The organism is Tabrizicola sp. T74 (assembly GCF_057219935.1).
Genome location: NZ_JBXVVT010000007.1, coordinates 83,013 through 109,301, shown reverse-complemented (window position 1 = coordinate 109,301; position 26,289 = coordinate 83,013). Strand labels below are relative to the sequence as shown.

Below are 26,289 nucleotides of genomic sequence, written 5' to 3'. Positions count from 1 at the left end.
GGGTCTTGCGCGCCAGCCTAGCGGGATTTGCCCGGTCTGACCAGCGGGAATAGCCAAGCCCTGATCGATAAAATGCAAGGCATCGGCTTACGCTTCGTCAAGGAATGGCGGTCAAGGATGTGCGCGATGTGATCATGGGACATGACAAATGCGCATTCCGGATTTGAAGTCGATCAGACTGACCCGCAAGCTGCCCGCGCTGATGATCGCGCTCAGCCTGCTCTCTGTGGTGTTCGTGGCAACGGCGGCCTTCCTGAAGACAAGCGCCAGCCTCCTTGCGAATACCGAGATGATCGTGGAACACGCGACAACCGCGGCCGCCGGCAAGGTGACGCAGGTGACCAACCATGTGGCGGGCGAAGTCATCTCGCTGGCCAGCGATCCCGCCGTTGCCCAGGCGCTTACCGATATGTCGCAGGCCTTTGCCGCCGAACCCGGCGGGATGGCGGCCCTGCATCGCCGCTATATCGACGACAATCCCAATCCGGTCGGCAAGAAGCAGCTTCTGATCGATACCGGCAGCGCTGACCGCTACGACCGGATCCATGCCGCCGTGCAGAAAAGCTTCCTGCCCCGGCTGAATGCCTTCGGCTACTACGACATGTTCCTGATCGATGCGATGGGCAACGTCGTCTACACGGTCTACAAGGAACGCGACTTTGCCACCAACCTGAAGACCGGGGAATGGGCCGATTCGGGGCTTGCGGCAGCCTTCAACCGCGCGATGGACCTGACCGAACCCGGCAGCCTGGTGTTCGAAGATTTCTCTGCCTACGCGCCGTCGAACGGGGCACCGGCCGCCTTCATGGCAACACCTGTGCGCGACGCCTCGGGCAAAGCGCTGGGTGTCATCGCGATCCAGATGCCGATCGATGCAATCAACTACGCGGTCGACGGGGAAGATCATGCCGACACGACGCTGCGCATCTATCTGGTGGGTGCCGATGGCCGGTTGCGCAGCGACGTCATGGAAACCGAACAGAATGAGGTGCTGGCGACCTATGTGCCCCCGGACACCCTGGCACTGTTGAACTCAAACCCAAGCACGGACGCCCTGTTCAAATCGACCGGCATCGAAGGCGCACATGTCCGGATCACCTGGCACCAGATTTCGGTGCATGGCTCCACCTGGTGGATCGCCGCGGAACTGCAAGAATCCGAGGTCATGTACCCGATCCTGGTCATGGGGCTCTGGTTCGCCGGCATCGGCCTTGCCGTGGTTCTCGTCTCAAGCGTCATCGCCGTTGCCGCGTCCCGGTCGGTGTCCACGCCGCTTCTGCAGATCACCTCGGACATGGATCTGGTGGCGCAACGGGCCCCGCAGCGCAGCGTCTCGCACACCGACCGCGGGGACGAGATCGGCGATATCGCTCGCGCTCTCCAGGCGATGGACAAGTCGTTGAGCTCTGCCGAGGACGAGGCCCACAAGGCCGAGGCCGAGCGTCTTGCCACGCTCGAACGCCAGCGTGAGGCCGAGATTGCCGAAGTCCAGCGCCAGCGTGACGCCGAGCGGGCCGAACAGCAGCGGGCAGCGGAATTCCGCGCCCAGCAGGACCGTGATCGCGCCGAACATGAAGAAGCGCAGGAAAAGCAGCGCCAGGCCCAGGATGAGGTCGTTCAGCATCTGGCGCAGTCGCTGCGCCGGATGGCCAACGGCGAGCTTGACGTGACCATCGATGGCTTCTTCTCCGAAGGCTACAAGAAGCTGCGGATGGACTTCAACGCCGCGGTCCGCGCCCTGCGCAAGATCGTGGCCGAGATTTCGGGGGCTTCGGGCCACATCAGTGCCGACGTCGAATCGATCCGCATGGCGACCGAGGACCTCGCGCAACGGACCGAGAAATCGGCCATCGCGATCAGCCGGACCTCGGGCACCATGGCCGAAATGACCGGGCTTGTGGAAAGCACGACCTCCAGCATCCAGACGGTCCGCGACCTGACGCATGATGCGGCCCAGAAGGCGATGGCCGGGGTGGAAATCATCAACCGATCGGAAGAGGCGATGAAGCGGATCCAGACTTCGTCCGAGGCGATCACCCGGATCATCGGGGTGATCGACGACATCGCCTTCCAGACCAACCTCCTGGCCCTGAACGCCGGCGTCGAGGCGGCTCGGGCGGGCGACAGCGGGCGCGGCTTTGCGGTCGTCGCTTCCGAGGTTCGGGCCCTAGCGCAGCGCGCCTCGGATTCGGCACGCGAGATCGGCCAGCTGATCAACGAATCCGGCCAGCACGTGCGGGATGGCGTGGTCGCAATGCGCGAAAGCGGTGGCGTGGTGGCCTCGATCACCAAGTCGGTCAGCGCGATTTCCGACAGCGTGGCCGAGATTGCCAATTCGGCGACCCGGCAGGAACAGGGCATCCGCGAGGTCAATTCCTCGGTGCGCGACATGGACAGCGTGACCCAGCGCAATGCGGCCATGTTCGAAGAGACGCATGCCGCAACCATCTCGCTGGCCAATTCGGTGGAAGAGCTGAACCTTCTGGTCTCGCGCTTCTCCGGCTGGCAGGCGGCGATGAAGGACATCACGCCGACGACCCCGGCACTGACGATGCAAGCGGCCTCCTGACGCCGTGCACATCTTGGCATGCGCCGCCCCACCGGGGCGGCGCAGTCTTTTGCAGGCAGCGGATGTCCTGAACCGCGCTGCGACACGGGCCGCCGACATCCGCTGGCCAGGTGCAAGCGTCCCGGGCCGTTCCCTGGTCAAGACCCCGGCGCCAAGGTGGTCCTGGTGCCGCAAGCGCGGGCGCGGACAAACCTTTCCAAATCCTTAATGAAAATCGGCAAGGCATTGATCTGTTTAGGTAAAACGGAAACTGTCCACCGTGGACAAGACCGGCCTCACCCGTTCCGGATCACATGGTCCGCCGCCACGGACCCATCCCGGACCCAGCGCCCGTTCGGCAGGTCGTTCTCCTCCAGCTTGGCGACGATCTCCGGCTCAGACAGCCCCAGCCGCTCCCACCGCCCCCGAAGGCGCGCCCGCAGCACATGTTCGGGAACCTCGACCATCACCGTGACGTCGAAGAGGGGCCGCAGCCGGTCCCAGGGGGACTGGTTCAACAGCAGCCAGTTCCCCTCCACGACGATCACCGGCACGTCCCGCGGGATCAGCCGCGCCCCTGCCCGCGCGATCTCGATCTCGCGGTCGAAGACGGGGACAGCCACCTCCGCCTCCTCCCGCCCCCGCAGCCGCTGGAGGGTGTGGTAAAGACCGCCCACATCGAAGGTCATCGGCGCCCCCTTCCGGGGCCGCAGCCCCGCCGGCACCAGATAGAGGTCATCATAATGATACCCGTCCATCGGCAACACCGCCGCCAACCCCGGCTTCCGCCCGTTCAGCTTGCCGACCAGCTTCTCGGCCAGCGTCGACTTCCCCGACCCCGGCGCCCCCGCAATGGCCGCGATGACCCTCCCGCCCCCCGTCGCCCGGGCCTCCAGCAGGTCTGCAATCTGTGCCAGGTCGACCGTGTCCGCCATGATGTGATGCCCCCCGATTTGCCGCAGCTTGCCGCGATGCCAGACCAGGGCGCAAGCCCCCTGCAAGCGCTTAGCGGCCCCTCGGGACCAGATGTTAAGAAACCCCTAATGTCCGCGGACAAGCTATTGAAATCAATGAATATCCTGGCATTGCCCACCGTGGAAACGTCCCCTCAGAAAGGAACATCATCCACCTGATCCGCCGGGATCACCCAGCGCGCGACGACCTTTTTCGACCCGGCATGATCGAACTCCACGTCCAGCTTGTCGCCCTCGATCCCCATGATCTCGCCGTAGCCGAACTTCTGGTGAAAGACCCGGTCGCCGATCACATAGGGAGAGGCCGCCTCCAGATCGATCACCACATGCCGCGCCTCCTGCGGCTGCCGCATCGGGCGGGTGCTGGAGTTCTCCTGCAGCCGCCGCCAACCGGGTGAGTTGTAGACGTCCGCCTTCGAGACCCGCTCCTCCAGGCTCGACCCGAACCCCACCGAAGCCGCCGCCCCGAAGCCCCCGCCATACAATCCGGGGGCGGTCAGCACCTCGACATGCTCCCCCGGCAGCTCATCGATGAACCGGCTGGGAAGCTGCGACTGCCACTGCCCGTAGACCCGCCGATTGCTGGCAAAGCTGATCGTGGCAAGCCTCTCGGCCCGCGTGATGCCCACGTAGGCCAGCCGCCGCTCCTCCTCCAACCCCTTCAGCCCGCTCTCATCCATGCTGCGCTGGGAGGGAAACAACCCATCCTCCCACCCCGGCAGGAAGACCACGGGAAACTCCAGCCCCTTGGCGGCGTGAAGGGTCATGATCGTGACCTTCTCCTCCGCCCCCTCGGTCTCGTTGTCCATGATCAGCGAGACGTGCTCCAAGAACCCCTGCAGGTTGTCGAACTGCTCCAGCGCCTTGATCAGTTCCTTGAGGTTGTCCAAGCGGCCCGGAGCCTCCGGCGTCTTGTCGTTCTGCCACATCTCGGTGTAGCCGGACTCGTCCAGGATCGTCTCGGCCAGCCGGATGTGGTCGTATTCCGGATGCAGCGTCGCCAGGTGCCAGCGGTCCACCCCATCGACGAAGGCCCTCAGTTGCGAGGCCCCCTTCCCCGGGATAACCCCCTTCGCTAACGCCTCCCGCGCGCCGTCGAGAAGCGAGACCTGCGCCCCCCGCGCCAGCACGTTGATCTTGGCCTGCGCCGTGTCGCCAAGCCCCCGCTTCGGCAGGTTCACCACGCGTTCAAAGGCCAGATCGTCATCAGGAGACACCGCCAGCCGGAAGTACGCCATCGCGTCGCGGACTTCCTGCCGTTCATAGAAGCGCGGGCCGCCGATCACCCGGTAGGGCAGGCCGATGGTCAGGAACCGGTCCTCGAAGGCGCGCATCTGGTGGGAGGCACGCACCAGGATCGCCTGGTGGTTCAGGTCCACCGGGTCGCGGCCACGGGTGCCCCGCTGGATCGCCTCGATCTCCTCGCCGATCCAGCGCGCCTCTTCCTCGCCGTCCCAATGGCCGATCAGCCGAACCTTCTCACCCAAGGCCCCCGTCGTCCACAGGGTCTTACCGAGGCGGCCTGCGTTCTTCGCGATGATCCCCGACGCCGCCCCCAGGATATGCCCGGTCGAGCGATAATTCTGCTCCAGCCGGAGCACCTGAGCGCCGGGGAAGTCCTTCTCGAACCGCAGGATGTTGCCAACCTCAGCCCCCCTCCAGCCGTAGATCGACTGGTCGTCGTCGCCCACGCAGCAAATGTTCCGGTGCGCCTGGGCAAGCAGCCGCAGCCAGAGGTACTGGGCGACGTTCGTGTCCTGGTATTCGTCGACAAGGATATAGCGGAACCAGCGCTGGTACTGCTCCAGCACGTCCGGACGGGTCTGGAAGATCGTCACGCAGTGCATCAGCAGGTCGCCGAAATCCACCGCGTTCAGTGTCTTGAGGCGTTCCTGATAGGCCGCATAGAGCTCCGTCCCCCGGTTGTTGTAGGCCCCGGCCTCGGACGACGGCACCTTCTCCGGCAGCCAGGCGCGGTTCTTCCAGCCGTCGATCAGCGACGCCAGCAACCGCGCCGGCCAGCGCTTTTCGTCGATGTTCGCGGCCAGCACCAACTGCTTCAACAGCCGCAACTGGTCATCCGTATCCAGGATCGTGAAGTTCGGCTTCAGCCCCACCAGTTCGGCATGGCGTCGCAGGATCTTGACCGACAGCGAATGGAAGGTGCCCATCCAGGGCATCCCCTCGGCCACCTCGCCCAGCAACCGCCCCACCCTCTCCTTCATCTCGCGCGCGGCCTTGTTGGTGAAGGTCACCGCCAGGATCTCGTTCGGGCGCGCCCGCCGCTGGTGCAAAAGATGCACGATCCGCGCCGTCAGGGCCTTGGTCTTCCCCGTCCCCGCCCCCGCCAGCATCAGGACCGGGCCATCCAGCGCCTCGACCGCAGCACGCTGCGCCGGATTCAGGTCGTCGAGATAGGGCATCGGTCGCGCCGCCATCGCACGCTGCGAAAGGCTCGCAGGCGGGGGCACAGGCGCGGCGGCGGCCTCGAAGGCCTGATCTTCGTCCCAACCGGTCATGCGCGGCAGTATAGCGGCATCGGCGCGGGGGGAAAGGCCCGCGTTCTATGAATGTTCAGGCCCGCCGATGCGGTTATGTTTGCGCTAACGGCACACAGCGGCGCTCTGTCGCATTTCTGTCGGAAAACGGCGGCAATCCCCCTTGCGCCGCACCGCAGCACCTCTAATGTCCTCCCGTCCAGCCTGGGGAGGCCCGAATGCCCGAGTTCAAGAAGATCCTCGTTGCCAACCGGGGCGAAATCGCCATCCGCGTCATGCGGGCGGCCAACGAGATGGGCAAGAAAACCGTCGCGGTCTATGCCGAGGAGGACAAGCTTTCCCTCCACCGTTTCAAGGCGGACGAGGCCTACCGGATCGGTGAGGGGCTGTCGCCTGTGGGCGCCTACCTGTCGATCCCCGAGATCATCCGGGTCGCCCGCATGTCCGGGGCTGATGCGATCCACCCGGGTTATGGGCTTCTGTCGGAAAACCCCGATTTCGTCGATGCCTGCGACCAGGCCGGGATCACCTTCATCGGCCCCCGCGCCGAGACGATGCGCGCGCTTGGCGACAAAGCCTCGGCCCGCCGCGTGGCGATGGAGGCCGGAGTGCCGGTCATCCCGGCGACCGAGGTCTTGGGCGAGGACATGGCGCTCATCAAGCGCCAAGCCGCCGAAGTGGGCTATCCGCTGATGCTCAAGGCCTCCTGGGGCGGCGGCGGGCGGGGGATGCGGCCGATCCTGAACGAGGACGAACTGGAGGCCAAGGTCCGCGAGGGCCGGCGCGAGGCGGAAGCCGCCTTCGGCAACGGCGAAGGGTATCTCGAAAAGATGATCCTCCGCGCCCGGCACGTCGAGGTGCAGATCCTCGGCGACAAGGCGGGCAACTGCTGGCACCTGTGGGAACGCGACTGCACCGTCCAGCGCCGGAACCAGAAGGTCGTCGAACGCGCGCCTGCCCCGTACCTGACGCAAGAACAGCGCGAGGAAGTCTGCGAGATGGCCAAGCGCATCTGCGGCCATGTCGCCTATGAATGCGCGGGCACCGTCGAGTTCCTGATGGATATGGAGACGGGCAAGTTCTACTTCATCGAGGTGAACCCCCGCGTCCAGGTCGAACACACCGTCACCGAGGAGGTGACCGGCATCGACATCGTCCAGGCCCAGATCCTGATCGAGGAAGGCAAGTCCCTGCCCGAGGCAACAGGGGTGGCCAGCCAGGCCGACGTCAAGCTGAACGGCCATGCGCTGCAGTGCCGGGTCACGACGGAAGACCCGCTGAACAACTTCATCCCGGACTATGGGCGGCTCACGGCCTACCGCAGCGCCACCGGGAACGGCATCCGCCTGGATGGCGGCACGGCCTATGCGGGGTCCGTCATCACGCGGTACTACGACTCGCTTCTGGTGAAGGTCACCGCCCACGCCCAGACGCCGGAGAAGGCGATTGCGCGGATGGACCGGGCGTTGCGCGAGTTCCGTATCCGGGGGGTGGCCACGAACATCGAGTTCGTCATCAACCTTCTGAAGCATAAGACCTTCCTGAACGACACCTACACGACGAAATTCATCGACACGACGCCCGAGCTTTTCGCCTTCAAGAAGCGGCGCGACCGGGCGACGAAGATTCTCCTCTACATCGCCGACATCACCGTGAACGGCCACCCCGAGACGGCGGGCCGCCCGAAGCCCCCGGCCGAGGCCAAGCCGCCGAAGCCGCCCGCGCTCAAGGCCGATCCCGCGATGGGGACCCGGAACCTGTTGGAGCAGAAGGGCCCGCAGGCCGTCGCCGACTGGATGAAGGAACAGAAGAAGGTCCTTCTGACCGACACCACGATGCGCGACGGGCACCAGTCGCTGCTGGCCACCCGGATGCGGTCGATCGACATGATCAAGGTCGCGCCCGCCTATGCCGCGAACCTGCCGCAGCTGTTCAGCGTGGAATGCTGGGGCGGGGCAACCTTCGACGTCGCCTACCGCTTCCTGCAGGAATGCCCCTGGCAGCGCCTTCGCGATCTGCGGGCCGCTATGCCGAACCTGATGACGCAGATGCTGCTCCGCGCCTCGAACGGGGTGGGCTACACCAACTACCCCGACAACGTGGTGCGGTCCTTCGTCCTGCAGGCCGCCAAGACCGGCGTCGACGTATTCCGCGTCTTCGACAGCCTCAATTGGGTCGAGAACATGCGCGTCGCGATGGACGCGGTGATCGAGGCGAACAAGGTCTGCGAAGGCACGATCTGCTATACCGGCGACCTTTTGGACCCGGCCCGGTCGAAGTATGACCTGAAATACTACCTCGACCGCGCCAAGGAGCTGAAATCGGCCGGCGCCCACGTGCTGGGCCTGAAGGACATGGCGGGGCTGATGAAACCCGCCTCGGCCCGCGTCCTGATCAAGGCGCTGAAGCAGGAAATCGGCCTGCCGGTCCATTTCCACACCCATGACACCAGTGGCGCCGGGGCGGCGACGATCCTTGCCGCCTGCGACGCGGGCGTGGATGCGGTGGACGCAGCAATGGATGCCTTCTCGGGCGGCACCTCGCAGCCCTGCCTTGGCTCCATCGTGGAAGCCCTGCGGAACACCGACCGCGACACCGGGATCGACATCGCGGCGGTGCGGCAGATTTCCGACTACTGGGAAGCCGTCCGCAAGCAGTATGCGGCGTTTGAATCCGGCCTGCAGGCCCCGGCGTCGGAAGTCTACCTGCACGAAATGCCCGGCGGGCAGTTCACCAATCTCAAGGCCCAGGCCCGCAGCCTCGGCCTTGAAGAACGCTGGCACGAGGTCGCCCAGGCCTATGCCGATGCGAACCAGATGTTCGGCGACATCGTGAAAGTCACGCCGTCCTCCAAGGTCGTGGGTGACATGGCGCTGATGATGGTGGCCCAAGGCCTCACCCGCGCGCAGGTGGAGGACCCCAATGTCGACGTGGCCTTCCCCGACAGCGTCGTGGACATGCTGAAGGGCAACCTCGGGCAACCGCATGGCGGCTGGCCCCAGGGCATCCTGAAGAAAGTCCTGAAGGGCGAACAGCCGCTGACCGACCGGCCTGGGAAGACCCTGCCGCCCGTGGACCTGGAAGCGGTGCGCAAGAAGGTGTCCGAGGAGATGAACGGGATCACCGTCGATGACGAGGATCTGAACGGTTATCTCATGTATCCCAAGGTCTTCCTCGACTATATGGGCCGCCACAAGACCTATGGTCCCGTCCGCACCCTGCCGACGCCCGTCTTCTTCTACGGCATGCAGCCGGGCGACGAGGTATCGCTGGAGATCGATCCCGGCAAGACCCTGGAAATCCGGCTGCAGGCGGTGGGCGAAACGACGGAAGAGGGCGAGGTCAAGGTCTTCTTCGAACTGAACGGCCAGCCCCGCGTGATCCGGGTGCCGAACCGGGCGGTGAAGGCCAAGACCGCCGCCCGTCCCAAGGCCGCCGAAGGCAATCCCGCCCATGTCGGCGCGCCGATGCCCGGCGCCATCGCCTCGATTGCCGTGACCGTGGGCCAAAAGGTCCGCGCTGGGGACCTCCTCCTCAACATCGAGGCGATGAAGATGGAAACCGGCCTCCACGCCGACCGCGAGGCCGTGGTCAAGGCGATCCACGTCCATCCGGGCAGCCAGATCGAGGCCAAGGACCTGCTGTTGGAGCTGGAATGATGCTGCAACGGCTTCTGCTCTCGGCCCTGTTCGCGGGGGCCATTGCCCTGCCAGCTGCGGCGCAGGACCCGACGATCGACTACGCCCAGGACGATGCAGCGATGAATGCCGCCATCGCCGAGGCGCAGGCGACGCTGCCGCTGTTCCTTGCCAACGCGCTGGACGCCGACGGCAACGGATCGGACATGGCCCTGGTCAAGGTCGGCTTCCCGACGGTCGACAGCAGCGCAACCGAAGTGGAACACATCTGGGTCGCGCCCTTTGCCCGGCGGGAAGACGGCAGCTTTACCGGCCTTCTGGCCAACGACCCCGTCGCGCTCGGCAATCTGACCGAGGGCGATCAGGTGGACTTCGACCAGTCGATGATCTCGGACTGGCACCTGACCGCGCCTTCGGGGCTGTACTGGGGCAGCTTCACCAGCCGCGTGATGTACGACCAGGGCGCGTTCGGCGACACGCCCTTTGACGAGATCTTCGAGCCCGAGGCAGTTCCAGCCGACTGGAAATAGCGAAAGGGCCGCCCCGCCGGACGGCCTCTTGCCATCTAGCCTTAATCAATAGCGCGAGAAGAAGTCGTCGACTTCCCGCCTCGCCTCTTCCTTTGTGCGACCATAGCGTTCCTGCACCAGGCCGCGCAGCTTGTCGGCGTGGCCCTCGGCGATGTCCAGGTCGTCGTCGGTAAGCTTGCCTCACATGACCTTGGCTTCGCCCTTCATCTGCTTCCACTTGCCGGCGATCTGGTCGTTGTTCATCGCTGTTCTCCTGTCTGCGAGGCAGCGCAACAGGCGCCGCCTAAGTGACAGAACTCCCTGAGGCCGATCTGGTTCCAAGTGTCAGGACCTGTTGGCAAAGGATTGCCGGTTTGCCGCCAGCCCGTTCCGCGCTTCCCCGCCCCGAGGCAGAAATTTTCGGTGGCGGTGCACTTTCCCCCTTGCGGCCCCCCGCGCCTCTTTATAAATCCTCGCTCGTCCAACCGGCGCGGGCGTAGCTCAGGGGTAGAGCATAACCTTGCCAAGGTTAGGGTCGTGAGTTCGAATCTCATCGCCCGCTCCAGTCGGACCAGCAAAAAGGGCCTCCTTTCGGGGGCCCTTTCGCTTTTCGGCTTGGGTCCTTGCCCCTCAGTCCGGATAGTTGCCGGGCTGCTCCTGTTCGATGAAGCGGCACTTGTTCAGCACCACGCCCAGCACCTGGGTCCGCTTGGCAAGGTCCTTGCCGCACAGATCGACCTCGGTCACCGTCGTCTCGTCCGCCGCCGCGACGATCAGGCCGCAGTCGACCTGATCCAGGAACGAGATGGCGTCGTCGTTGGCCAGGAGGGGCGACATGTCGAACATGATCACGTCGGGACGCAGCCTGGTTTCGATCTCGTCGATCATGTCGGCCGTCCGGGTTGCCGACAGAAGTTCGGCCGGGCTTTCCATCGGCTTCGTGCTGGCCGCAATCGCCAGATTGGGCCCGATGCGCCGGATCTGGCTGTAGTCCAGTTGGCCGCTGGCCAGCGTCCCGGAAAAGTTCTGGCCCGGCGGCAGCCCAAGGATCGACAGGATCGAGGGGTGGCGCATGTCCAGCTCGATCACAAGGACGCGGGTGTCCGCCATCCGCGCCAGGCTGAAGGCCAGGTTCAGCGCGACCGTCGACTTGCCGCAACCCTGCGTGGGCGAGGTGATGGCGACCCGGCTCCAGCCATTGGACCGCAGGGTGCGGATCAGGTTGGTACGCATCAGGTCGAAGCTCGCCGCGTTCTGCCCCGGGTGCATGGCAACGATCCGGTTCCGCTCCAGCGTCCGGGGGTTCAGCGTCACCTCTTCCAGGTCCTGCCAGGGGCCGCTTTCGACCGAGGCTGCCGCGCCTGGTTTGGTCGACTGCATCTTGCGATCACGCGCAGCCCGTGCCTTGGCCAGCGCCGATTGAATCCGTTCCATTCTGTCCTACTCGGTCTGTTCGGCGGCTGCAGGTTCAACCACCCCGTTGATGGCGGGCGTGTTCGAGTTCAACCCCAGAAGTGAATTGAGCGGCATGATGTAGATGTGAACCACCAGCATCAGGACCGGGATGTTGATCAGGAAGACCGCCAAAAGCGCCATGCTGCTGTGCGAAAAGCGCCGGTGGCCTGTCGCCCCGGCAAGATAGCCGACGGTGCCGAAAGGTGGCGTGCCGATCACTTTGGCCAGTTCCGACGGGCGTCGGATGGTCTGGTTCAGGATCTCCAAGAGGAACAGCAGAGCGCCCGACATGATGACCCCGGCACCAAACGCCGCGACCGCAATGCGCTTGCGGTTCGGCTCGGCCCGGAAGGCCGGGGGCACGGCCCGCTCGATCATGGTGATGCGCTGGCCACGGTCGGTCGCTTCGATCCGGTTGCCCATCCGGGCCTCGGACAGGCTGGCGACGGCCTCTTCGTACTGCACGCGCAAGGTCTCGTGGTTGCTCCGCAGTTCGGCCAGCTTGATCGAGTTTTCGGGCGTCGCCAGGATGCTCCTGTCCAGCTCGACCAGGTCCTTCTCGACCAGCGCCTTCTGCTCGGCCAGGTATTCGATCTGGCCGTCGATATCCAGCATCTGCACCTGGAACGGCGTCAGACGGCCTCCACCCGAGGCGTCCAGCTGTTCCTTGACCGCTTCCTCAAGCGCGGTCACCTCGTTCTGCAGCGCCTTGACGCGCGGGTTGGTCGGCGAGAACACGACCAGCGCCGAGGCCAGTTCCTGCCGCAGCTCGTCCAGCCGCGTTTCCTCGGGCGTACGGGCCTCGGTGTTGGTGACCAGCCGGCCGGTGCGGTCATAAAGCTCGGTCAGCCGCTGGCGCCGGTCGCGCAGCGAGGCAAGGTCGCGGTCGATCTGCAGCAGCCGTTCCTGCTGTGCCGCCTGCCGCGTACGCCGGAACTCCAGGCTTTCCGGCAGCGCGTCCCGGTTGGCCTGCTCGAACTCCAGAATCTTCGCGCTCTGCGCGCTCAGCTCCTCGGTCAGACGCTGAACTTCCTGCTCGAAGAAATCCAGCGTGCTGGCCGAGGCCGCGTTGCGCAACTCGGTGCTCCACAGCAGGATCTGGTCGGCGAGTTCATTCGCGACGGCCGCCGACAGTTCGGGCTCGGATGCCCCGAACGACACGGTAACGACCCCGGTGTTTCCTTGCGTGTTCGGCATGTAGATCGCGATGCGACTGCCGATGTCGACCAGCTTCTGTTCGTCGGTCATCTGCGGCGCCGCGGCGAAGATGTCGTGCTGGTCCGCCACCGCCAACAGGTTTTCCCGCGTCATGATCCGCTGCTGGATGGCCAGCAGGATCTCGTCGGCGGTCGACCGCACGGTCGAGGCCGCCAGTTCGTCGGGGATCTGGGCGTTCTCGATCAGAAGCCGCGCCTCGGCCCGAAAGACCGGCGGCAGCGACACGGCGTACAGGATACCGGCGGTCGTCGCTGTGAAGATGATCGCCGCGATGACCGGAAGCCGCCGCAGGATCAGGGAAAGGTAGAAACGCAGGTCAAGCGTCATTCAATGGGTCTCACTCGTCTCGCTTGCGGCGTTCGCCGAAAAGAATACGCCGTCATCCAGCACTTGCTGAAGGATTGCAGGGGTCACCAGGTGCTTGCCCTTGGTAAAGGCATAGACCAACGCCAGATCGCACAGCTGGTTCACCAGTCGCGGCACACCCTTCGTCAACTCGAAGATCTGGGTGACCGCCGGCGCGGTGAAGATTCGCTTTTCGCAACCTGCAACTTTCAGACGATGCGGAATGTAGCCGCGGACCGTCTTCAGGTCCATCGCCGTAAGGTGATAGCTTGCCGCGACCCGCTGGGCAAACTGCCGCATCTCGGGACGGGACACCAGGGTCCGCAGTTCCGGCTGCCCTATCAGCACCAGCTGCAGCACCTCGTCCTTGCCCGAGTTGATGTTGATGAACATCCGCAGCTCTTCCAGCGCCTCGGCCGACAGGTTCTGCGCCTCGTCGAAGATCAGGACGACACTGCGCCCCAATGAGTATTCCGACAGAAGGAAATTCTGGAACCGCGAGAACAGGTCGACATAGCTTTCTTCCAGCTCGGCCGGCTGTTCCAGCGCATGCAGCACCCAGCGGAGGAGTTCGGCGCGCGAGCCATGCGGGTTCGACACCAGCCCGACCTTCAGTTCCGACCCCAGCGACCGTACCAGATGCAAAAGCAGCGTCGTCTTGCCCGCACCGACCTCGCCGGTGATCAGCGTGATCGGGGCATGGGCCCGCACGCCGTATTCCAGCATCGTGTAGGCGCGCTGGTGCGACGGCGGCCAGTACAGGAAATCGGGGTCCGGCGTCAGCGCGAAGGGGCGCATCCGCAGCCCGAAGTGCTCGGTGTACAGATCGGGCGAGTTCACCACAGGCGGCTGGTTCGGCAGGATCCGCGACCTGACCCGCGTCGGCCGCTTCACGACCGATTCGACGAATTCGGGCGGCGGCGTCACCACGACGCTCCGATCCTGGTAGGTCGGAATGTCCGGCACCGAGTCGACGGCTGACGCAGCCGTTTTTTGCGACGATTCGGACTCGTTTCCCGCATCCGGATCAAGCCACAGGATGCGGGATAACAACCTCCGGGATCTACTGCGCGTCATCTACTCACCTTTAAGCAATTCCACAGGGGGTCGGGACCTTGGTCCCCTCTAATAAGCAATCTTAAATGGCATGGCGACGGCTTCCAGAATACTGATGCCGAGCCAGCAACAAAGTAGGGAAATCATAGCCGTAGGGTCAGGATTCCCCCAGAAAAGGCCATTTTCTTACCCAATAGGCGTGCGTATCTAGACGGACTCATGTAGGAAAGCTCAAGGAAATTTTCACGTTGCGCGAATCGTTGATGGTCCCGGTCAGCCCCCGGTTTTCGGGAAGGTGCAGTATAGGTGAGTTTATGCTGAACCGTCCGGGCACCGTGGTGCAGCCCGTGGACGATGGCCATTGTCGCCCGACCATGGGCAGGCCGACCGCAAGACCGGCGCAAGCCGCTGACGACAGTTCGAGAGGGTAGTCGCATGAAGGATGGTATGCAGGACCTTCCCGCTGAAACCGATATTGCCATTGTCGGCATGGCCGCCCATCTGCCCGGGGCTGCCGACATTTCTGCCTATTGGGAAAACCTGCGCGAGGGCCGCAGCGCCGTCCGCCGCCTGACCGAGGAAGAGATTCTGGCCTCGGGCGAAAGCCCCGCGCTTCTCCGCAACCCGAACTACGTCCCCGCCGCCGCGCTCCTCGAAGGCTACGACCGTTTCGACGCCGAATTCTTCGGGTTTTCCCCGAAAGAGGCCGCGATTCTCGATCCGCAGCACCGCCAGTTCCTGGAAGTCGCCTGGGAGGCGCTGGAGAACGCGGGGCATACGCCCGAAGGGTTCAAGGGCCGCATCGGCGTCTTCGCCGGCTGCGGGATGGGCAGCTACTTCTACTTCAACCTCTGCTCGAACCCCGCGCTGGTCGAATCGACGGGGATGTTCCTCCTCCGCCATACCGGCAACGACAAGGACTTCCTGTCGACCCGCGTCAGCCACGTCTTCGACCTGAAGGGACCGAGCCTCGGGCTCCAGACGGCCTGCTCAACCTCGCTGGTCGCGACCCACTACGCGATCCAGGCGCTTCTGAACGGCGAATGCGACATGGCGCTGGCCGGGGGGGTCACCATCGACATGCCCCAGGGCCGTGGCTACATCTTCAAGGAGGGTGAGGTCCTGTCGCCCGACGGCGTCTGCCACGCCTTCGACCACCGGGCGCAGGGGACCGTCTTCGGGTCCGGCGCAGGGACGGTCCTGCTGCGGCGGCTGGAGGACGCGCTGACCGATGGCGACCACATCTGGGGCGTCATCAAGGGATCGGCGGTCAACAACGATGGCGCGGCGAAGGCCGGATACCTGGCACCTTCGGTCGAAGGTCAATCCGCCTGCATCGCCACCGCTTTGGCCGTTGCCGGGACGCCCGCCGAAACCATCGACTACATCGAATGCCACGGCACCGGCACCTATCTCGGCGACCCCATCGAAGTTGCCGCCCTGACCGAAGCCTTCCGCCGCACCACCGACGCGAAGGGCTTCGCCCGCATCGGCAGCGTAAAGACCAACATCGGCCACCTCGACACCGCCGCTGGTGTGGCAAGCCTGATCAAGACCACCCTCGCCCTCCATCACGGCCAGATGCCCCCCAGCCTCAATTTCGAGGCCCCGAACCCCGCCATCGACTTCGACGGCAGCCCCTTCCGCGTCAACGACCGCCTCAACGACTGGCCCCGCCGCAAGGGCCCCCGCCGCGCCGGGGTGAACTCGCTCGGCGTCGGCGGCACCAACGCCTTCGTCGTCGTGCAGGAACCGCCCGCCGTTGCCGCGTCCGAGGCATCGGACTGGCCCTTCCAGCTCATCACCCTCTCCGCCCGCAGCCAGTCGGCCCTGGGTGAGGCCTCGTCCCGCCTCGCCGCCCACCTCCGCGCGCATCCCGAACAGGACCTCGCCGACGTCGCCTGGACCTTGAAGGAAGGCCGCCGCGCCTTCGAACACCGCCGCGTCCTCGTTGCCGAAAGCCATGAGGAAGCCGCCAAGATGCTGGAGGCCGGCGACCCACGCCGCGTCTTCACCCAGCGGCGCCTGGGCGACCGCCCCGATGTCGTCTTCATGTTCCCCGGCGGCGGCGCGCAATACCCGAACATGGCGCGCGACCTTTACGAGACCGAACCGGTCTTCGCCGAATGGATGGACCGCGGCCTCGCCGCCCTTGGCGATGCCGAGGCCGAAACCCGCGCCCTCTGGCTTCCCGCCAAGGGTGACGAAAAGGCCGCTGCCGAGGCGCTGCGCCAGCCGTCGAAGCAGCTCCCCCTGATCCTGATCGTCGAAGTCGCGCTGGCGAAGCTGTGGGAAAGCTGGGGCGTCCAGCCCGCCGTCCTGATCGGCCATTCGATGGGCGAAAACGCCGCCGCATGCGTCGCGGGCGTGATGACGTTGGAGGCCGCCGTCGGCCTCGTCCGCCTGCGCGGGCAGCTCTTCGACACCGTGCCTGCGGGCGGGATGCTGTCGGTCCCCCTGTCTGAGGCCGCGCTGAAACCCTACCTCGGCGATCTCGACATCGCCTCGGTCAACGCGCCGGAACTGACCGTGGTTTCCGGCTCCGACGCGGGCCTGAAGGACCTGGCCGAGCGGCTCAAGGCCGATGGCATCGACACCACCCGCATCGCCATCGACATCGCCGCGCATTCGAAGATGCTGGAAGGCATCCTCGCCGCCTTCCGCGCCCACCTTGCGGGGATGCAGCTTTCCCCGCCGCAGATCCCGATCATCTCCAACCGCTCGGGCCAGATCCTGACCGATGCGGAAGCCACCAGCCCCGACTACTGGGTCGCCCACCTGCGCAACACCGTGCGCTTCGCCGACGGCATGGCGACGCTGCGCCAGAAGGCCGACCGCGTGTATCTTGAGGTCGGCCCCGGCCGCGCGATGGCGTCCCTTGCGCAAGCCAACGGCGCGATGGGCGGCCAGCCGGTCCCGGCCAGCCTCCGCCACCCGGACGACACCGTCAGCGACGACCGTCACTTCATCGCCACCCTCGGCCGCCTCTGGGCCTGCGGGGCGGAACCCGACCTGACCCAGCTTTGGGGCGAGGCGAAACGCCGCCGCGTCCCCTTGCCGACCTACCCCTTCCAGCGCAGCCGCTATTTCGTCGAACGCGGCCAACCCGCCGTGGTGACCGAGGCCGACCTGACCCCGACCCGCCACGACCAAGTCACCGACTTCGGCTACAAGATCGGCTGGCGCGTGATGCCCGCCGACTGCCCGGTCGACGTGGAAACCGAACTCGGTGCGCCCCTGACCTGGCTCGTCTTCGCCGATGAGGCAGGCCTCGCCCGCGCCGCCGTTCAGCGCCTCCGCGCCGCCAACCACCGCGTCATCACCGTCCACGCGGGTGACGCCTTCGCCCGCACTTCGGACGACACCTACACCCTCGCCCCCGAACACGGGCGCGAGGGCTACGACGCGCTCCTCGCCGACCTCGCCCAGCGCGATCTGTCGCCTGCGCGGATCGCCCATTTCTGGCTGGTGACCGAGAAGGAGGCCTTCCGCCCCGGCTCCTCCTTCTTCCAGCGGAACCTGGAGCAAGGCTTCTGGAGCCTCTTCTTCCTTGGCCAGGCCATCGCCGAGATCGGCCTGAAACCCGCGCCGCACCTGACCGTCGTCACCTCTGGCGCGGCCCAGGTCCGGACCGAGGCCCTGCCCTACCCGGAGAAAGCCACCGTCGCAGGCCCCGTTCGCGTGATGCCGCGCGAATTGCCAGGGCTGACGGCGAGCCTTCTTGACGTGACGCTGGACAAGAAAATCCCGGCGGAAACCGTTTCCGCCGTCCTCGAAGAGATGCTGGCGACGCCTTCCAACACCGTCGCCGCGATCCGGGGCAGCCGCCGCCTCGAAACCCGCCTTGTCCCCGCGAAACTCCCGGAGCAGGCGGAGGTCCCCGAAGGCTCCGTCTGGGTCATCACCGGCGGCTTCGGTGGGATCGGTGTCACCGTCGCCGAACGCCTGATGCGCGACCGCCACGCCAAGGTCGCCCTGATCGGCCGTCACCTTCCCGAACCCGGATCGGTCCGCGCCGGGGTCCTCTCGCGCCTGGAACGCCTTGGCCGCGTGATGGCCGTCGCCGCCGACGTCTGCAACCCCGAGGACATGCGTGCCGCCTTCGACCGCGTGAAGGCAGAACTTGGCCCGATCTACGGCGTGGTCCATGCCGCGGGCACCGTCGACGACGCCCCCCTCCTCGGCAAGGACCCCGGCAGCGCCGACGCCGTCCTGTCGCCCAAGGTCCACGGCACGAAACTCCTCGACACGCTCCTCCCCGACGGCTCCGTCGACCGGATCGTGCTCTTCTCCTCCACCTCCACCGTCCTGACCCCGGCTGGCCAGGCGGACTACGTGGCCGCGAACGAATACCTCAACGCCTTCGCCCGCAGCCGCTCTGGCGGGCGCACCCGCGTTACGGCAATCAACTGGGGCATCTGGTCCGGCATCGGCATGGCCGCCGACGCCGACGCCCGACGCCAGGGCAAGGACGCAGGCGCGCCGCTGCCCGGGCAGCTGGTGCTGGAACGGATGCAGAAGGGCGAGGATGAAACGCGTTTTCATGCGACCCTTACCAAAGAGCACTGGGTCATGGACGACCACCGCCTTCTCGATGGCACCGCGGTCCTGCCCGGCTCGGCCTACCCGGAAATCGCGGGCGAGGCCCTTGCGGCAGCCGGTGCGAAGAACGGCTTCCAGCTGACCGACCTCACCGTCTTCCGCCCCCTGCGGCTGGAGGCCGACCTCCCCCGCGACCTGCGCGTCAGCCTCACCCGCGCCCGCGACGGCAGCCAGCGCCTGCAGGCCCGCGCGCTGGAGCCGCAAGGCTGGGCGATGACCGCCGAAATGGGCGTCGCCCCCCTCACCACGCAGGCCGAACCGCTGGACCTCAATGCCATCGCCGCCCGCTGCCCCGACAAGGCCACGGCGGCCGGCGGCGAGAACCTGCCCTCGGCTCAGGAAGACCGCATCGCCTTCGGCCCGCGCTGGCAGGTCCTCAAGGCTACCGCTCTGGGTAACCGCGAGGGCCTCGCCACCCTCGCCCTGCCCACCCAGGCCGTGCAGGACACCGCCACCTGCGCGCTCCATCCCGCGCTTTACGACATCGGCACCGGCTGGGGCATAGCACTTCTGCCGAAGGTGGCCGAGGGCTTTGTCTGGGCCCCGGTGATGACCACCGCCATCCGGGTGCACGGCGCGCTGCCTGCCGAAATCCGCAGCTGGGTCCGCCTTGCCGGCACGCCTGCCGAGGACACCGCCAGCTTCGACGTCACCCTGACCGACCCCTCGGGCCGCGTGCTGGTCGAGGTTGAAGGCATCACCTTCCGCAAGGTCGCCTTCGAGGAAGCCTTGGCAAAACCCGCCGCGCCGAACCCGCGCGAGGTGATCCGCGACGACGACCAGCGCGGCCAGTCCCCCGCCGAACAGCGCCTCGCGCAAGCCTTGGCCGGGGGCATCCGCCCCGCCGAGGGCGCCGAGGCCTTCCTCCGCGCGCTGAACGCCGGGGGCGCGCAGGTCCTCGTCTCCTCGCTCGACCTCGACGCGCTGGTGAAACAGGCCAACGCCCCCGTGGCGACCGAAACCGAAGGCCCCGGCTTCGCAAGACCGGAGCTTGAAAGCGCTTACGTCGCCCCCCGGAACTCGGTCGAACGCACACTTGCGGGCTTCTGGGCCGAACTCCTCGGCGTCGCCGAGGTGGGGGTGGAGGACGACTTCTTCGCCCTCGGCGGCCATAGCCTCATCGCCGTGCGCCTGTTCGCGATGATCCGCCGCCAGTGGAAGGTCGACTTCCCGATCTCGGTCCTGTTCGAGGCCCCGACCATCGCCCGCTGCGCCCAGCTCATCATCGACCGCATAGGCCCGCAGGACGACAGCGCCCCGGCGCCCACCGAACTCGCCGACCCGGCAGGTCCGAAGTTCACCCACCTCGTCGCCATGCACCGCGGCGACGGCGGCCCGAAGACCCCGTTCTTCCTCGTCGCCGGCATGTTCGGCAACGTCCTGAACCTCCGCCACCTCGCCAGCCTCCTTGGCACCGACCGGCCCTTCTACGGGCTGCAGGCCAAGGGCCTTTTCGGCGACGACAGGCCGCACATGACGATCGAGGAGGCCGCAGCCTCCTGCCTTGCCGAAATCCGGCAGGTCCAGCCGAAGGGGCCGTATCTCCTCGGTGGCTTCTCGGGTGGTGGCTTGACCGCATGGGAGATCGGCCAGATGCTCCGCGCGGAAGGCGAAGAGGTGGCCCTCATGGTCCTCCTCGACACGCCCCTTCCGGTGCGGCCATTCCTGACCAAACCCGACAAGGCGCTGATCAAGCTTGCGGAAATCCGCGCCGGTGGCCCGAAGTTCCTCGCCGACTGGGCGCGCCGCCGCTGGGAATGGGAACGCTCGCGCCGCGCCAAGGCCGCGAACGAACCCGACCCGACTGTCCCCTCTTACAACAACGCCGCGATCGAGGCCGCCTTCCGTCACGCCATCGGCGTCTACGACCTGAAGGGCTGGGAGGGCCGTGTCGTCCTCTACCGCCCCCCCTTGGACCGCCGCTACAAGGTGACCGGGGGCAACTGGGTGTCCGAGGCGCGGGAGTATGTCTTCCACGACAACCTCTGGACTCCCTTCGCGCCGCGTCTCGACGTGGTCGAAGTCCCCGGCGACCACGATTCCATGGTGCTGGAACCGAACGTGCGCGTATTGGCCGCACGGATGAAGGCCGCGATTCAGGCGGCCGAGGCTGGCGAGGTCCGCCGCCCTGACCATAAGATTGCCGCCGAGTGACCGGAGATTTCCAATGACCCTGACCGCCCTTCTGATCGGCAACGAAAGCCTGACGGTTGAATGCGGGAAGCGCTGGCTGGAGCGCGGGCACCAACTGGCCGCCGTCGTCACGCGGGAACCCCGGGTCGCTGCCTGGGCCTCCGAGGCCGGCCTGCGGGTCATCGCCCCCGGCGCGGGGCTTGTGGAACGGACAGCGGGCCTGGCGGTCGACTGGCTTTTGTCGGTTGCGAACTTGTCGGTGGTCCCGGCACCCGTCCTTGCGTTGGCGAAACAGGGTGGCGTCAACTTCCACGACGGCCCCCTGCCCGGCTATGCCGGTCTGAACGCCCCGGTCTGGGCGCTGCTGAACGGTGAGCCGACCCACGCCGTCACCTGGCACCTGATGACCGCCGGGATCGACGAGGGCGAGGTGCTGGCCAGCCGCAGCTTCGACATCGAGGCCGACGACACCGCCTTCACCCTGAATGCCCGCTGCTTCACCGCCGCGCTTGACAGCTTTGCCGATGTGATCACCGCGATCGAGGCCGGGGGCCACCCCCGCCAGCCGCAGGCCCCCGGCCCGCGCAAGGTCTGGATGCGCGCCGACCGGCCCACGGCGGCCGCACGGCTTGACTTCACCAAGGCAGCCGAGGCCGTCGCCCGCCAGGTCCGCGCGCTGGACCATGGTGGCTACCACAACCCCCTCTCGGTCCCGAAGGTCGAGGCTGCGGGTCAGGTCTGGGCCGTGGGCCTGGCCGAGGTTGTCCCCGGCTCTGGCGCCCCCGGCACGGTCCTTGCGCGCGATGCCGACAGTGTCACCGTCGCCTGCGCCACCGGCGCCGTGCGCCTGTCGCACCTGACCTGCCTGAAGGGTCTGCACATCGACACCGCCCGCGCCGGGTCCATGCTCGCCTCGCCCGACGCGGCTGAGGCCGCCCGCCTGGACGCTGCCCTCGCCCCTGCGGCTGAGGCCGAAATCCGCCTGCGCGGCCTCCTTCTTCGCCCCGATCCTGCCATGACCGGCAGCGCCACTGGCACCCCGGACTGGCATCAGATCGCCCTGCCCGCCGCGCCCGCCCCCCGCCTCGCCCTCGCCGCCCTCCGCGCCCTGGGTCGCACCGGCGGCGATATCGCGCTGGCGCTCGCCCAGGACCCTGCGCCGGGCTACCTTTTGCCCTGGGTCCCGGTGCGCCTTCATGCCAATGGCCCCGTCGCCGCTGCCGAAACCCGCACCGCCCAAGCCCTCGACCTGGGCCGCGCCGCGGGTGGCATCGCCGCCGACCTGGCCTTGCGCGAACCCGGCCTGACTGCCCTACTGCCCTCGGGCCTGGCCCTGTCGGATGGCACCGCGCCGCTGACCGGCAGCGTCGTCACGATCACCACCGGCACCGCGCCCAGCCTCTGGCACGACGCCACGCGCCTGCCCACTGCTGAAGCCGCGCAGCTGGCCGACCGGATCACCCGGCTCCTCACCGCCATGACCGCCGACCCGCAGGCGGACCTGTCTGGCCTCAGCCTTCTGTCCGACGCCGAAACCCAGGTCTATGCCGGGGCCCTCGCCGCGACGGCCCGCGACTATGACCGGACGGCTACCGTCCCCGGCGCGATCCTGGCCCAGGCCGCCCGCACCCCGGACGCCACCGCTGTCATCGCCGGGGAAAGCCGTCTGACCTACGCTGAACTCGCCGACCGTGCGGGCCGCATCGCCAACACGCTCCGTGCTGTGGGGGTCAAACGCGGCACCCTCGTCGGCCTCGCCTGCAGCCGGTCGACCGACATGGTCGCTGGAGCCATTGGCATCCAGCTGGCCGGGGCGGCTTACGTCCCGATGGACCCGGCCTACCCCGCCGACCGCCTTGCGCTTTATGCCGAGGATTCGGGCTGCCCCGTCATCGTGACCGAAAGCGCCGTCGCCGAGGCCCTTCCTGCCGGTCCGACGCTCCTCGCCCTCGACACCGATCCGCGCCTCGCCTCCGCCGCCACGACCGCCCCGCAGGACGGTCCCACCGCCGACGACCCGGCCTATGTCATCTACACCTCCGGCTCCACCGGCCGGCCCAAGGGCGTCGTCGTCGGCCATCGCAACGTGATGAACTTCTTCGCGGGCATGGACGACACGCTTGGCACCGACCCCGGCACCTGGCTGGCCGTCACCTCGCTCTCCTTCGACATCTCGGTGCTGGAGCTGTTCTGGACCCTCACCCGCGGCTTCACCGTTGTCCTCGCCAACGAAGCCGCCCGCGTCCGCCCCTCGGGCGACAGCCGCATCAACCCCCGCAAGATGGACTTTTCCGTCTACTACTGGGGCAACGACGACCTGCCAGGCCCCTCAAAATACGAGCTTCTCCTGGAAGGCGCCAAGTTCGCCGACCAGCACGGCTTCGTCGCCGTCTGGACGCCGGAACGTCACTTCCACGCCTTCGGCGGCCCCTACCCGAACCCGGCAGTCACCGGGGCGGCGGCGGCTGCAGTCACCAAGAACATCGGCGTCCGCGCCGGGTCCATCGTCGCGCCGCTCCACCACCCGGCCCGCATCGCCGAGGAATGGGCGGTCATCGACAACCTGACCAACGGCCGCGCCGGGATGGCCTTCGCCTCGGGCTGGCAGCCCGACGATTTCGTCCTGCGGCCCGAAAACACACCCCCCGCCAACCGGCAGGCGCTGTTTGATTCCCTTGAAGCCGTCCGCAAGCTCTGGCGCGGGGAAGCCGTTGAATTCCCGCGCAAAGACGGCACCCCCTTCGCGGTGAAAACGCAGCCCCGCCCGGTGTCCAAGGAAATCGAGGCCTGGGTCACCACCGCCGGCAACCCCGAAACCTGGCGCGAGGCCGGGAAGATGGGCGCGCATGTGCTGACCCACCTCCTCGGCCAGTCGATCGATGAGGTCGCGGGCAAGGTCAAGCTCTACCGCCAGGCCCTGAAGGACGCGGGCCACGACCCGGCGAAGTTCAAGGTCACGCTGATGCTGCACACTTTCCTGGCCGAAGACCGGGAAACCGCGCGCAACGTCGCGCGTGAGCCGATGAAAAGCTACCTCCGCTCGGCGGCGGGCCTCATCAAGCAATACGCCTGGGCCTTTCCGGCCTTCAAGAAGCCGCAGGGCGTCGCGAACCCGATGGACATCGACCTTGGGTCGTTGGCCCCCGACGAATTGGAAGCGATCCTCGACTTCGCCTTCCTGCGTTATTTCGACGACTCCGGCCTCTTCGGCACGGTCGAAGATGCCGTGAAGCGGGTCGAGGAACTCAAAGCCATCGACATCGACGAGGTCGCCTGCCTGATCGACTACGGCATCCCGACGCAAGTGGTGCTGGAGGGCCTGAAACCGGTGGCCGAAGTCCTCCGCATCACCAATTCCGGCGCCGAGGACGACCAGACCATGGCCGGCCTCATTCACCGCCACAACGTGACTCACCTGCAATGCACGCCCTCGATGGCCCGCATGCTCGCCGAAGACGACGGCGCCCGCGCGGCGCTCAAGCGTCTGAAGCGGATGCTCGTCGGCGGTGAGGCCCTCATGGGCCGTCTCGCGGGCGATCTGGCGGGGCTGACCGGCAGCCCGGTCCTGAACATGTACGGCCCGACCGAGACGACGATCTGGTCCTCGGTCGAAGCTACGACTGGCGAAGATGGCGTGGTCAACATCGGCCAACCCATTGCCAACACGTCGCTTTATGTGCTGGACGACACCCAGGCCCCCGTGGCCGACGGGCAAGAGGGTGAGCTCTGGATCGGCGGCGAAGGCGTCACCCACGGCTACTTCCAGCGTCCCGACCTCACCGCCGACCGCTTCCGCCCCGACCCCTTCGCAGGGACCGGCCGGATGTATCGCACCGGCGACCTGGTCCGCAAACGCGCGGATGGCAAACTTGACTACCTCGGCCGCGCCGACTTCCAGGTCAAGATCCGCGGCCACCGGATCGAGCTTGGCGAGATCGAGACCACCCTCGAAGCCGCTCCCGGCATCCGCCAGGCCGTGGTCATCGCGCGGGAAGATCAGCCGGGCGACGTGCGGCTGGTGGCTTACGTCACCGCCGCCGGTCCGGTCGACCAGACCGCGCTGAAGGCGACCCTGGCCGAGCACTTGCCCGAGGTCATGGTCCCCGCCCATATCGTCAAGCTCGACGCCTTCCCGCTGACCCCGAACGGCAAAGTCGACCGCAAGGCGCTTCCTGCGCCCTTTGCGGTTCAGCCCGCCGCCCCGGCAGCCGCGCCCGCGCCGGCGGCAGCCCCCGCGGCAGCCCCCGAAACCCGGCCCGCCGTTGCCCACGAAGGCAACCTCGAAGACGCCATCGCCGCCGTCTGGGCGCGTGTCCTTGGCGTGCCGCAGGTCGGCCGGTCCGACAACTTCTTCACCTTGGGTGGCCATTCGCTGCTGGCCGTCCAGGCCCACCGCGAAATGAAGGTGGCGCTGAATTCCGACCGCCTGGCGATCACCGACATCTTCCGCTTCCCCGTCGTCTCGGCGCTCGCCGCGCATCTGGGCAAGTCGATCACCGTGGTCCCAACCCCGGTCCAGCCCATCACCGCCGCCCCAGTCGCACCCCCGATGCCCACAGCGGCATCAGCTGCCACGGGCGACGCGACCGCCGACACCCGGATGGACGCCATGGCCCGCCGCCGGGCGATGCGCGAGGCACGGGAGAAGGCGCTGGGATGACCCTGCCCGCCAGGGTCCAACGGATCGAGGCCGCCATCTCCGCGCTCTTCCCGCCGGACGTGGCGGTGGCGCTCTGCAGCCTCTCCGCCGCCGATCCGCAGGACCTCTGGCCCGAGGAACGCGCCGCCGTCGCAGGGGCCGTCCCGTCCCGCCGCGCCGAATTCGCCGCCGGGCGCCAGGCCGCCCGCACCGCACTTGCCGCACTTGGCCACCGACCCGTGGCCCTGCCGATGGGCCCCGACCGTGCACCGGTCTGGCCTGACGGCATCGCCGGCTCGATCAGCCATGCCGCCGGGATTGCCGTGGCCGTCGTCCGGCACGGTGCGCCCCTCGGCATCGACATCGAAGACGACAGCCCCCTGCCCGAGGACCTCTGGCCCAGCCTGACCTCGCCCGAGGAACGCGCCGCCTTCCCGACCGACAACCCCGGCCTTCAGGTCCGCCGGGCCTTCGCCGCGAAAGAGGCGCTGTTCAAGGCCCAGGTCCAGGGCGCCCGCGCGATGTTCGGCTTTGATGCGGTGCGCGTAACCCTTGCTGAAGACGGGTTCGATGCCCAGATCCTCGCCCAGGCCGGGGCGTTCCGCATTGGCGAAACAGTTCGGGGTCGGCTGGCCCTGGTAGATGGGCTTGTACTGGCAGGAGTGGCACGGTGA

The 26,289-nt window shown here is 67.0% G+C and carries 11 protein-coding genes, 1 tRNA gene and 1 pseudogene; 7 read left to right on the top strand and 6 right to left on the bottom strand.

Features of this window, described 5'->3' with window-relative positions; all coding sequences use genetic code 11:
* Positions 1-148: 148 nt before the first annotated feature.
* Positions 149-2,569: a methyl-accepting chemotaxis protein gene (locus tag AC2EAL_RS19530; protein WP_484725906.1), complete on the top strand. Its 2,421-nt coding sequence runs from the start codon at positions 149-151 to the stop codon at positions 2,567-2,569.
* A gap of 275 nt (positions 2,570-2,844) precedes the next feature.
* Here AC2EAL_RS19530 and AC2EAL_RS19525 read toward each other — a convergent pair whose 3' ends face one another.
* Together AC2EAL_RS19525 and AC2EAL_RS19520 are read right to left on the bottom strand one after the other, a co-directional pair.
* On the bottom strand, positions 2,845-3,483 hold the full coding sequence (locus AC2EAL_RS19525; RefSeq protein ID WP_484725905.1) for a nucleoside/nucleotide kinase family protein: 639 nt from the start codon (positions 3,481-3,483) through the stop codon (positions 2,845-2,847).
* 173 nt (positions 3,484-3,656) lie between these two features.
* On the bottom strand, positions 3,657-6,041 hold the full coding sequence (locus tag AC2EAL_RS19520; RefSeq protein WP_484725904.1) for an ATP-dependent helicase: 2,385 nt from the start codon (positions 6,039-6,041) through the stop codon (positions 3,657-3,659).
* A 197-nt stretch (positions 6,042-6,238) separates the two neighbouring features.
* Here AC2EAL_RS19520 and pyc point away from each other — a divergent pair, with 197 nt between their 5' ends.
* Together pyc and AC2EAL_RS19510 are read left to right on the top strand one after the other, a co-directional pair.
* Positions 6,239-9,679 carry a pyruvate carboxylase gene (gene pyc, locus AC2EAL_RS19515; protein ID WP_484725903.1) on the top strand — a complete coding sequence of 1,147 codons (3,441 nt, stop codon included), beginning with the start codon at positions 6,239-6,241 and terminating at the stop codon, positions 9,677-9,679.
* Entirely contained in the window at positions 9,679-10,188 is a 510-nt protein-coding gene (locus AC2EAL_RS19510) for a DUF2314 domain-containing protein (protein WP_484725902.1), read from the top strand. Before pyc ends, AC2EAL_RS19510 begins: the two co-directional genes overlap by 1 nt.
* 45 nt (positions 10,189-10,233) lie before the next feature.
* Here AC2EAL_RS19510 and AC2EAL_RS19505 read toward each other — a convergent pair.
* A pseudogene (locus AC2EAL_RS19505) lies at positions 10,234-10,356 on the bottom strand (CsbD family protein); the annotation flags it as partial.
* Positions 10,357-10,657: 301 nt separating this feature from the next.
* On the opposite strand from AC2EAL_RS19505, the gene AC2EAL_RS19500 reads away from it, so the two are divergent.
* Positions 10,658-10,732, top strand: a tRNA-Gly gene (locus AC2EAL_RS19500).
* A 65-nt stretch (positions 10,733-10,797) separates the two neighbouring features.
* Here AC2EAL_RS19500 and AC2EAL_RS19495 read toward each other — a convergent pair.
* The 3 genes from AC2EAL_RS19495 to AC2EAL_RS19485 are packed head-to-tail and all read right to left on the bottom strand — an operon-like array spanning position 10,798 to position 14,151.
* Entirely contained in the window at positions 10,798-11,601 is an 804-nt protein-coding gene (locus tag AC2EAL_RS19495; protein WP_484725901.1) for a CpsD/CapB family tyrosine-protein kinase, read from the bottom strand.
* A gap of 6 nt (positions 11,602-11,607) precedes the next feature.
* Positions 11,608-13,167, bottom strand: a complete 1,560-nt coding sequence (locus AC2EAL_RS19490; RefSeq protein ID WP_484725900.1) for a GumC family protein — start codon at positions 13,165-13,167, stop codon at positions 11,608-11,610.
* Positions 13,168-14,151 (bottom strand): ExeA family protein, encoded by a 984-nt coding sequence (locus AC2EAL_RS19485; protein WP_484725899.1) that lies wholly within the window; start codon positions 14,149-14,151, stop codon positions 13,168-13,170.
* Between the two features lie 537 nt (positions 14,152-14,688).
* On the opposite strand from AC2EAL_RS19485, the gene AC2EAL_RS19480 reads away from it, so the two are divergent.
* The 3 genes from AC2EAL_RS19480 to AC2EAL_RS19470 are packed head-to-tail and all read left to right on the top strand — an operon-like array spanning position 14,689 to position 26,289.
* Positions 14,689-20,997: a type I polyketide synthase gene (locus tag AC2EAL_RS19480; protein ID WP_484725898.1), complete on the top strand. Its 6,309-nt coding sequence runs from the start codon at positions 14,689-14,691 to the stop codon at positions 20,995-20,997.
* Between the two features lie 13 nt (positions 20,998-21,010).
* Entirely contained in the window at positions 21,011-25,636 is a 4,626-nt protein-coding gene (locus AC2EAL_RS19475) for a MupA/Atu3671 family FMN-dependent luciferase-like monooxygenase (RefSeq protein ID WP_484725897.1), read from the top strand.
* Positions 25,633-26,289 (top strand): 4'-phosphopantetheinyl transferase family protein, encoded by a 657-nt coding sequence (locus tag AC2EAL_RS19470; RefSeq protein WP_484725896.1) that lies wholly within the window; start codon positions 25,633-25,635, stop codon positions 26,287-26,289. Before AC2EAL_RS19475 ends, AC2EAL_RS19470 begins: the two co-directional genes overlap by 4 nt.